Below are 9083 nucleotides of genomic sequence, written 5' to 3' on the forward strand. Positions count from 1 at the left end.
GGAAGAGCTGTTCCTCGTGAAGCAGCTCGCCAACGAACTGAAGACGCCGAACGTCGACTTCCGTCTGCGTCAGCAGGATTTCTCGGCACCGGTCCAGGGCGCGCCGTGGCTCGGCATGCCGATCGCCGATCTGTCGAACGTGGACGCCGCGTTCGTCGTCGGGTCGTTCCTGCGCCGCGACCACCCGCTGTTCGCATCGCGCCTGCGTCAGGCTGCGAAGAACGGCGCGAAGCTGCATTTCCTGCACGCGACCGGTGACGATTCGCTGATCCCGACCGCGCAACGCATCGTCGCCGCGCCGTCCGCATGGCTCGACGAGCTGGCCGGCATCGCCGCCGCCGTCGCGCAACTGCGCAGCGTCGCGCTGCCCGACGCGCTCGCGGGCGTCACGGCATCGCCGGCCGCCCAGGCTGTCGCGCAGTCGCTCGCGAACGGCGAACGCCGCGCGGTGCTGCTCGGCAACGTCGCGGTCCGTCATCCGCAATTCGCGAAGCTGCACGCCGTCGCGCAGTGGATCGCCGACAACACCGGCGCCACGTTCGGCTTCCTGACGGAAGCGGCGAACACGGTCGGTGCGCACGTCGTCGGCGCACTGCCGGGCGAAGGCGGCCTGAACGCACGCGAAGCGTTCGAGCAGCCGCGCAAGGGCTATGTGCTGCTGAACGTCGAACCGGAATTCGACACCGCCGATCCGGCACAGGCGCTTGCCGCGCTGAACCAGGCTGAAATGGTCGTCGTGATGTCGCCGTTCAAGCACGGCCTCGACTACGCCGACGTGCTGCTGCCGGTCGCGCCGTTCACGGAAACGGCCGGTACGTTCGTCAACGCGGAAGGCACCGTGCAGAGCTTCAACGGCGTCGTGCGCCCGCTCGGCGACACGCGTCCGGCCTGGAAGGTCCTGCGCGTGCTGGGCAGCCTGCTCGGCCTGCCGAGCTTCGAATACGAGACCGCGGAAGAAGTGCGTCTCGCCGCGCTCGGCGACGCCGGCGTCGCGGGCCGCCTGTCGAACCAGACGTCGGTCGCGCCGGCCCGTGCCGCGGCGAATGCCGCGAATGGCGGTTTCGAGCGCCTGGCCGATGTGCCGATCTATCACGCCGACGCACTTGTGCGCCGCGCGGGTGCGCTGCACCTGACGGCCGCCGCGAAGGCGGCGAATGCCGCAGCCCTGCCGGCCGCGCTGTTCGACAAGCTGGGCTTGAAGGAAGGCGACGCCGTGCGCGTGCGCCAGGGCGAGCGTGCGGTGCAGTTGCCGGCCGTGCGCGACGCGAATCTTGCGGAGACGGTCGTTCGCGTGTCGGCGGCGACGCCTGCCGGCGCAGCGCTCGGCAGCCTGTCCGGTGAACTGGTGGTGGAGAAGGCGTAAATGAGCTTGTTCGATACGATCAACGCGGGCGGGGCCGAGCTTCTCGGCTTCGCGTGGCCGACGGTGTGGGCAGTCGTGCGCATCCTCGTCGTCTCCGTCGTCATCCTGCTGTGCGTCGCGTACCTGATTCTGTGGGAACGCAAGCTGATCGGCTGGATGCACGTGCGTCTCGGCCCGAACCGCGTCGGCCCCGGCGGCCTGCTGCAGCCGATCGCCGACGTGCTGAAGCTGCTGCTGAAGGAAGTCATTCAGCCGAGCGCCGCCAGCCGCTGGCTGTACCTGATCGCGCCGGTGATGACGGTCGTGCCGGCGTTCGCGGTGTGGGCGGTGATTCCGTTCCAGGCGGAAGCCGTGCTCGCGAACGTGAACGCGGGCCTGCTGTACGCGATGGCGATCTCGTCGATCGGCGTGTACGCGGTGATTCTCGCCGGCTGGGCGTCGAACTCGAAGTACGCGTTCCTCGGCGCGATGCGCGCCGCGGCGCAGATGGTGTCGTACGAAATCTCGATGGGCTTCGCGCTGGTGCTCGTGCTGATGACGGCCGGCAGCCTGAACCTGTCGGAAATCGTCGGCTCGCAACAGCACGGCTTCTTCGCCGGCCACGGCGTGAATTTCCTGTCGTGGAACTGGCTGCCGCTGCTGCCGGCGTTCGTCGTCTACTTCATCTCGGGCATCGCCGAAACGAACCGTCACCCGTTCGACGTGGTGGAAGGGGAGTCGGAGATCGTCGCGGGTCACATGATCGATTACTCGGGCATGGCGTTCGCGCTGTTCTTCCTCGCCGAGTACATCAACATGATCGTGATCTCGGCACTGGCCGCGACGCTGTTCCTCGGCGGCTGGGACGCACCGTTCGAATTCCTGTCGTTCATCCCGGGCATCTTCTGGCTGGTGCTGAAGGTCTTCGCGCTGCTGTCGGTGTTCATCTGGGTGCGCGCGACGTTCCCGCGCTACCGTTACGACCAGATCATGCGTCTGGGCTGGAAGGTGTTCCTGCCCGTCACGGTGGTCTGGGTGATCGTGGTTGGCTTCTGGATGATGTCGCCGCTGAACATCTGGGTGAAGTAAGGACGAAATCATGACGGCTATCCAACACTTCTTTAAGACTTTCTTCCTGACCGAGCTGCTGAAGGGGCTCGCGCTGACCGGTCGCTACACGTTCAAGCGCAAGTTCACCGTGCAGTTCCCGGAAGAGAAGACCCCGATTTCGCCGCGTTTCCGCGGGCTGCACGCGCTGCGCCGCTACGAAAACGGCGAAGAGCGCTGCATCGCGTGCAAGCTGTGCGAGGCCGTGTGCCCCGCGCTGGCGATCACGATCGAATCGGAAACGCGCGCGGACAACACGCGCCGCACGACGCGCTACGACATCGACCTGACGAAGTGCATCTTCTGCGGTTTCTGCGAAGAGAGCTGCCCGGTCGATTCGATCGTCGAGACGCAGATTCTCGAGTACCACGGCGAAAAGCGCGGCGACCTGTATTTCACGAAGGAAATGCTGCTCGCGGTGGGCGATCGCTACGAGAAGGACATCGCCGCGGCGAAGGCTGCCGACGCGCCGTATCGTTGATTGTGTTTGCAGTGCCGGCCCGGCATGAACGATGCACGGGCCGAGCCGCCGCGACGGGTGCGGGCGTTCCGCAAGCCGCGCCTGACTATGGCCTAACGATGAACCGGTAATCATGGAATTCACGACCGTACTGTTCTACATCTTCGCGCTGCTCCTGGTGGTATCAGGGCTGAAGGTGATCACTTCGCGCAACCCGGTGGCGTCTGCGCTTTTCCTTGTGCTGGCGTTCTTCAACGCCGCCGCGATCTGGATGCTGCTGGAAGCGGAGTTCCTCGCGATCCTGCTGGTTCTGGTCTACGTGGGCGCGGTGATGGTGCTGTTCCTGTTCGTCGTGATGATGCTGGACATCAACATCGACTACCTGCGCCGCGACTTCAAGCGCTTCGTGCCGATGGCGACCGTGGTCGGCGCGATCATCGTGATCGAAACCGCGCTGATCCTGTGGCGCGGTTACGGCGACACGCACACCGTGCATGCGATGGCGACGGGCGAGATGGCCAACTGGTCGAATACGCGCCTGATCGGCAAGGTGATCTACACCGACTACATCTTCGCGTTCGAAATCGCCGGCCTCGTGCTGCTGGTCGCGATCATTGCCGCGATCGGGCTGACCGAACGCAAGGGCAAGGACAGCAAGCGCCAGCGCGTGTCGGATCAGGTCAAGGTGCGCCGCAACGACCGCGTGCGCCTCGTGAAGATGGAAGCGGACAAGCCGCAGCCGGAAACGGCGCAGAGCGAAGCCGGTTCGGGCACCAACGGCTAAGCGGAGGAAAGAAAACCATGCTGACTCTTGCTCACTACCTTGTGCTCGGCGCGATCCTGTTCGCGATCGCGATCGTCGGGATTTTCCTGAACCGCCGCAACGTCATCATCATCCTGATGTCGATCGAACTGATGCTGCTGGCGGTGAACACCAACTTCGTCGCGTTCTCGCATTACCTCGGCGACGTGCACGGCCAGATCTTCGTGTTCTTCGTGCTGACCGTCGCCGCCGCGGAAGCCGCGATCGGCCTCGCGATTCTGGTGACCCTGTTCCGTAAGCTCGACACGATCAATGTCGAGGATCTCGATCAGCTCAAAGGTTAATTTCAGGCTACGCTGTTATGTCAACGACACTCAATGAAAACCTGCTGCTGGCGATTCCGCTCGCTCCGCTGGCCGGCTCGCTGATTGCGGGGCTGTTCGGGAACGCAGTCGGGCGCAAGGGCGCACACCGGATCACGATCCTCGGCGTATTGATCGCGTTCCTCCTGTCGGCGAAAGTCTTCTTCGACGTGATGGGCGGCGCGAGCTTCAACGCGACCGTCTACGAATGGATGAACGTCGGCTCGCTGAAGCTCGAAGTCGGCTTCCTCGTCGATTCGCTGACCGCGATGATGATGGTCGTCGTGACCTTCGTCTCGCTGATGGTGCACGTGTACACGATCGGCTACATGGCGGAGGAAGACGGCTACCAGCGCTTCTTCTCGTACATCTCGCTGTTCACGTTCTCGATGCTGATGCTCGTGATGAGCAACAACTTCCTGCAGCTGTTCTTCGGCTGGGAAGCGGTGGGTCTGGTGTCGTACCTGCTGATCGGCTTCTACTTCACGCGTGAGAGCGCGATCTACGCGAACATGAAGGCGTTCCTCGTGAACCGCGTGGGCGACTTCGGCTTCCTGCTCGGCATCGGCCTGCTGCTCGCGTTCGCCGGCTCGATGAACTACGGCGAAGTGTTCGCGAAGCGCGCCGAACTGGCGAGCCTGCACTTCCCGGGCACCGACTGGGGCCTGCTGACCGTTGCCTGTATCTGCCTGTTCATCGGCGCGATGGGTAAGTCGGCCCAGTTCCCGCTGCACGTGTGGCTGCCGGACTCGATGGAAGGCCCGACCCCGATCTCGGCGCTGATTCACGCGGCGACGATGGTGACGGCCGGCATCTTCATGGTGTCGCGCATGTCGCCGCTGTTCGAACTGTCGGATACCGCGCTGTCGTTCATCACGGTGATCGGCGCGATCACGGCGCTCTTCATGGGCTTCCTCGGCATCGTCCAGAACGACATCAAGCGCGTGGTCGCGTACTCGACGCTGTCGCAGCTCGGCTACATGACCGTCGCGCTCGGCGTGTCCGCTTACCCGGTCGCCGTGTTCCACCTGATGACGCACGCGTTCTTCAAGGCGCTGCTGTTCCTCGGCGCCGGCTCGGTCATCATGGGCATGCACCACGACCAGGACATGCGCAACATGGGCGGCCTGCGCAAGTACATGCCGATCACGTGGATCACGTCGCTCGTCGGTTCGCTCGCGCTGATTGGCACGCCGTTCTTCTCGGGCTTCTACTCGAAGGACTCGATCATCGACGCGGTGAAGCTGTCGCACCTGCCGGGTTCGGGCTTCGCGTACTTCGCGGTCGTCGCGAGCGTGTTCGTCACGGCGCTGTACTCGTTCCGCATGTACTTCCTGGTGTTCCACGGCGAGGAGCGCTTCCGCAAGCCGAAGCATCCGGAATCGCCGATGGGCATGGCGGCCGCGCACGGTCACGACGATCACGGCCACGGTCATGACGACCACGCGCACGAGCCGCACGAGACCCCGTGGGTCGTGTGGGTGCCGCTGGTCCTGCTGGCGATCCCGTCGGTGATCATCGGCGCGATCGCGATCAGCCCGATGCTGTTCGGCGATTTCTTCCAGCACGGCGTCGCATTCGACAAGGTGATCTTCATCGGCGAAAACCATCCGGCACTCGCCGAGATGGCCGAAGAGTTCCACGGCTGGGTGGGCATGGGCCTGCACTCGGTGTCGGGCCTGCCGGTGTGGCTGGCGCTCGCCGGTGTGGTCGTCGCGTGGTTCCTGTACCTGAAGCGTCCGGAGCTGCCGGCGTCGATCCGCCGCGCGTTCGGCCCGATCTACACGCTGCTGGACAACAAGTACTACATGGACAAGATCAACGAAGTGGTGTTCGCCCGCGGTTCGGTGGCGATCGGCCGCGGCCTGTGGAAGGAGGGTGACGTCGTGGTGATCGATGGCCTCGTCAACGGCAGCGCCCGGTTCATCGGCTGGTTCGCCGGCGTGATCCGCTTCCTCCAATCCGGTTACATCTATCACTACGCGTTCGCCATGATCATCGGCATGCTGGGGCTCCTGACCCTGTTTGTAACGCTCGGCGGCAAATAAGGCGGGGAGACAACACTAATGCACGCTTTTCCGATTCTCAGTACCGCGATCTGGCTGCCGATCGTTTTCGGCCTCCTCGTGTTGGCGGTAGGTAACGACAAAAATCCGGGGACGGCCCGCTGGGTTGCGCTGATCGGCGCGCTGCTCGGCCTCGCGGTCACGATCCCGTTGATCACGGGCTTCGACTCGAGCACGGCCGCGCTGCAGTTCGTCGAGAAGTCGACCTGGATCGAACGCTTCGACATTGCGTATCACCTCGGCGTCGACGGCATCTCGATGTGGTTCGTCGTGCTGACCGCGCTGATCACGGTGATCGTCGTGATCGCCGCATGGGAAGTGATCACCGAGAACGTCGCGCAGTACCTCGCGGCATTCCTGATCCTGTCCGGGATCATGATCGGCGTGTTCTCGGCGGCCGACGGCCTGCTGTTCTACGTGTTCTTCGAGGCGACCCTGATCCCGATGTACATCATCATCGGCGTGTGGGGCGGCCCGAACCGCGTGTATGCGGCATTCAAGTTCTTCCTGTACACGCTGGCCGGCTCGCTGCTGATGCTGGTCGCGCTGATCTACCTGTACACGGAAACGCATTCGTTCGACCTCGCGACGTGGCAGAACGCGAAGATCGCGATGACGCCACAGATCTTGCTGTTCATTGCCTTCTTCCTCGCGTTCGCGGTGAAGGTGCCGATGTGGCCGGTGCACACGTGGCTGCCGGACGCGCACGTGGAAGCGCCGACAGGCGGCTCGGTCGTGCTGGCTGCGATTATGCTGAAGCTCGGCGCATACGGTTTCCTGCGCTTCTCGCTGCCGATCACGCCTGACGCGAGCCACTTCCTGGCACCCGTCGTGATCACGCTGTCGCTGATCGCGGTGATCTACATCGGCCTCGTCGCGATGGTGCAGGCCGACATGAAGAAGCTGGTCGCGTATTCGTCGATCGCGCACATGGGCTTCGTCACGCTCGGCTTCTTCATCTTCAACCAGCTCGGCGTCGAAGGCGCGATCATCCAGATGATCTCGCACGGCTTCGTGTCGGGCGCGATGTTCCTCTGCATCGGCGTGTTGTACGACCGCGTGCACTCGCGCCAGATCGCCGACTACGGCGGCGTCGTGAACGTGATGCCGAAGTTCGCGGCATTCGCGATGCTGTTCTCGATGGCCAACTGCGGCCTGCCGGGTACGTCGGGTTTCGTCGGCGAGTTCATGGTGATTCTCGCGGCCGTCCAGTACAACTTCTGGATCGCATTCGGCGCGGCATTCACGCTGATCCTCGGCGCGGCCTACACGCTGTGGATGTACAAGCGCGTGTATTTCGGCGCGGTGGCGAACGATCACGTCGCCAAGCTGAAGGACATCGGCCGTCGCGAATTCCTGATGCTGGCCGTGCTCGCCGCGTTCACGCTGCTGATGGGCCTGTATCCGAAGCCTTTCACCGACGTGATGCACGTTTCCGTCGAAAACCTCCTCTCCCACGTCGCGCAGTCGAAGCTGCCGCTGGCCCAGTAATCGCGAGCGGAGGAACTCAAGATCATGAACGCTCCTATGAATGTCCTGTTGCCCGACGCGCTGGTGATGGCCGCCATCGTCGTCGCATGGCTGAACGACACCTTTGCCGGTGCTTCCGGTCGCCGCCTGACCTATCTGATCGCAGTCGTCTCGTCGGTGGTCGCCGGCGTGTGGTTCGCGGTCCAGGCGCTCGACCCGCAGCCGTACTACTTCTTCTCGAAGATGATCGTCGTCGACTCGTTCGCGAGCATGATGAAGGCGGTCGTGTCGTTCGGTTTCGCGGTCTCGCTCGTCTATTCGCGCAAGTACCTCGAAGACCGCGACATGTTCCGCGGCGACGTGTTCCTGCTCGGCATGTTCTCGCTGCTCGGTCAGCTGGTCATGGTGTCGGGCAACAACTTCCTGACGCTGTACCTCGGCCTCGAACTGATGTCGCTGTCGCTGTACGCGGTCATCGCGCTGCGCCGCGACGCCGCACAGTCGAGCGAAGCCGCGATGAAGTACTACGTGCTGGGCGCGCTCGCGTCGGGCTTCGTGCTGTACGGCATCTCGATGCTCTACGGCGCGACCGGCTCGCTCGAACTGGGTGAGGTGTACAAGGCGGTCGGCGGCAACACCGACGCGGCCGTGCTGATGTTCGGCGTGATCTTCATCGTCGCCGGTATCGCGTTCAAGCTCGGCGCCGTGCCGTTCCACATGTGGGTGCCGGACGTCTACCAGGGCGCACCGACCGCGATGACGCTGTTCGTCGGCGGCGGCCCGAAGGTTGCCGCGTTCGCATGGGGCCTGCGCTTCCTGGTGATGGGCCTGCTGCCGCTCGCCCAGAACTGGCAGACCGCGCTCGTGATCCTCGCCGCGCTGTCGCTGATCGTCGGTAACATCACCGGTATCGTCCAGCGCAACATCAAGCGGATGCTCGCGTACTCGGCGATCTCGAACATGGGCTTCGTGCTGCTCGGCCTGCTCGCGGGCATCGTGAAGGGCGACGCGGCGGCACCGGCGAACGCGTACAGCTCGGCGATGTTCTACGCGATCGTCTACCTGATCACGACGCTCGGCTCGTTCGGCGTGGTGATGCTGCTCGCGCGCCGCGATTTCGAAGCGGAAACGATCGACGACTTCAAGGGCCTCAACAAGCGCAGCCCGGTGTTCGCGTTCGTGATGATGGTCATGATGTTCTCGCTGGCCGGCATCCCGCCGACCGTCGGCTTCTACGCGAAGCTGGCCGTGCTCGAGGCGACCGTCAACGCGGGCCTCACGTGGCTGGCCGTGCTGGCCGTGATCACGTCGCTGTTCGGTGCGTTCTACTACCTGCGCATCGTGAAGCTGATGTACTTCGATGCCCCGCAGGATTCGACGCCGATCTCGGGCGATTTCTGCAAGCGCACGATCCTCGTGCTGAACGGCCTGGCGGTCGTCGTGCTCGGCCTGATCCCGAGCCCGCTGCTGACTGCCTGCCTGCAGGCAATCCGTCACACGCTGCCGCTGTAAT

8 protein-coding genes are annotated in these 9083 nt (G+C 64.0%); all 8 read left to right on the forward strand.

All coding sequences use genetic code 11. The annotated features are described in order from the left end of the window. On the forward strand, window positions 1-1363 hold a 1363-nt coding region (locus JMF90_RS11835; RefSeq protein ID WP_201325125.1), incomplete at its 5' end, for a molybdopterin-dependent oxidoreductase. Then, window positions 1364-2431: an NADH-quinone oxidoreductase subunit NuoH gene (gene nuoH, locus JMF90_RS11840; protein ID WP_006478269.1), complete on the forward strand. Its 1068-nt coding sequence runs from the start codon at window positions 1364-1366 to the stop codon at window positions 2429-2431. A gap of 10 nt (window positions 2432-2441) precedes the next feature. Continuing rightward, window positions 2442-2930, forward strand: coding sequence for an NADH-quinone oxidoreductase subunit NuoI (nuoI, locus tag JMF90_RS11845; protein ID WP_006478270.1), 489 nt, complete (start codon window positions 2442-2444; stop codon window positions 2928-2930). Window positions 2931-3042: 112 nt separating this feature from the next. Beyond that, window positions 3043-3693, forward strand: a complete 651-nt coding sequence (locus tag JMF90_RS11850) for an NADH-quinone oxidoreductase subunit J (protein ID WP_011545812.1) — start codon at window positions 3043-3045, stop codon at window positions 3691-3693. Between the two features lie 17 nt (window positions 3694-3710). Next, entirely contained in the window at window positions 3711-4016 is a 306-nt protein-coding gene (gene nuoK, locus JMF90_RS11855; protein WP_006478272.1) for an NADH-quinone oxidoreductase subunit NuoK, read from the forward strand. 17 nt (window positions 4017-4033) lie between these two features. Next, window positions 4034-6082 (forward strand): NADH-quinone oxidoreductase subunit L, encoded by a 2049-nt coding sequence (gene nuoL, locus JMF90_RS11860; RefSeq protein WP_124464122.1) that lies wholly within the window; start codon window positions 4034-4036, stop codon window positions 6080-6082. 18 nt (window positions 6083-6100) lie between these two features. Then, the gene (locus JMF90_RS11865; RefSeq protein ID WP_006484881.1) at window positions 6101-7591 is read left to right on the forward strand and encodes an NADH-quinone oxidoreductase subunit M; all 1491 of its coding nucleotides are present in this window, start codon (window positions 6101-6103) and stop codon (window positions 7589-7591) included. Window positions 7592-7615: 24 nt separating this feature from the next. After that, entirely contained in the window at window positions 7616-9082 is a 1467-nt protein-coding gene (gene nuoN / locus JMF90_RS11870; protein WP_006478275.1) for an NADH-quinone oxidoreductase subunit NuoN, read from the forward strand. Window position 9083: the final 1 nt, after the last annotated feature.

It is taken from the genome of Burkholderia sp. E168m23 (genome assembly GCF_016586125.1).
In the GTDB taxonomy this organism is placed as follows: Bacteria; Pseudomonadota; Gammaproteobacteria; order Burkholderiales; family Burkholderiaceae; genus Burkholderia; species Burkholderia orbicola.